Here is a 924-nt window from a genome sequence, read left to right on the forward strand (position 1 = left end):
ACAAAAGAAAGGCTTAGACTATCAGGGGCTGAAAACACTGGTGGAGAAACTGGAGGGCTTATGCTAAGTATAAACGGACTGCATAACTTCTATTATCTTCCTGAACTTCATGACATGAGATGCAAGGCCCAGCGTATATGCGAGATAATCCGCGGCAGATATCACCGAGATCCGCTGAACGGAGACGTTTACATGTTTATGTCTAAAGACCAGCGCAAGGTTCGTATGATACACTATGAGCGCAATGCCTACTACCTTCATGAGAAGTCCTTCATCAAGGGCTACAAGTTCATGAAAATAGAGCGTAAGGACGATGTGACAATATATAAAATAGACTGGAAAGACCTGGTCACAATACTTGAAACTCCGGTAATAACGAGCATAAGAATTTAATGATAAAGTTCTGATAATCAGCGATAAAAAGTCTCTAAATGTTTGTATATCTCATTAAAAATGAGTATCTTTACATAAAATTTAGAGAACATGGAAACAGAGGAACTCATAGAACACATACTCAGACAGAAGCATCTTGAAGAGATGATGAACAGACCCGAAAAGGAGCATACGCCCCTTGAAGGAATGGATAATGAGCAGATAAAGAGGTTCGCCCTGTTCCTGTTTGAGGAGAATCAGAACAAGAGCAAGCAGCTTGATGAAATGATAGCAAGACTTGATGAAATAGGAAAAGACCTGAAGGAAGTCAAACGTGAGAATGCCTCTCTTTTGAAAGCCTTGCTAAAGGCAAACAGCAATGCCGAGAAGGTTGTTCTTGAATATAAGATGCAGTTAAAGGAATACAAAAAGCTTGAGAAGAAGCATAATGCCCTTGTCGAGCGTCTTTCACTTATGAACACCCAGACATACGCTTCTTCCAAAAGCCTCAAAGGCATTGACCGTAAAAAGACTGTAAAAGGAAAGCATGAT

1 protein-coding gene and 1 pseudogene are annotated in these 924 nt (G+C 40.3%); both read left to right on the forward strand.

The window, feature by feature from the left end:
* The coding region (tnpB, locus tag NW213_RS16725) for an IS66 family insertion sequence element accessory protein TnpB (protein ID WP_258323473.1) at nucleotides 1-393 on the forward strand (393 nt) is incomplete at its 5' end.
* Nucleotides 394-483: 90 nt separating this feature from the next.
* Nucleotides 484-924, forward strand: a pseudogene (locus NW213_RS16730) (IS66 family transposase); the annotation flags it as partial.

The sequence above is a fragment of the Bacteroides sp. ET336 genome, from assembly GCF_024733815.1.
Classification (GTDB): domain Bacteria; phylum Bacteroidota; class Bacteroidia; order Bacteroidales; family Bacteroidaceae; genus Phocaeicola; species Phocaeicola cellulolyticus.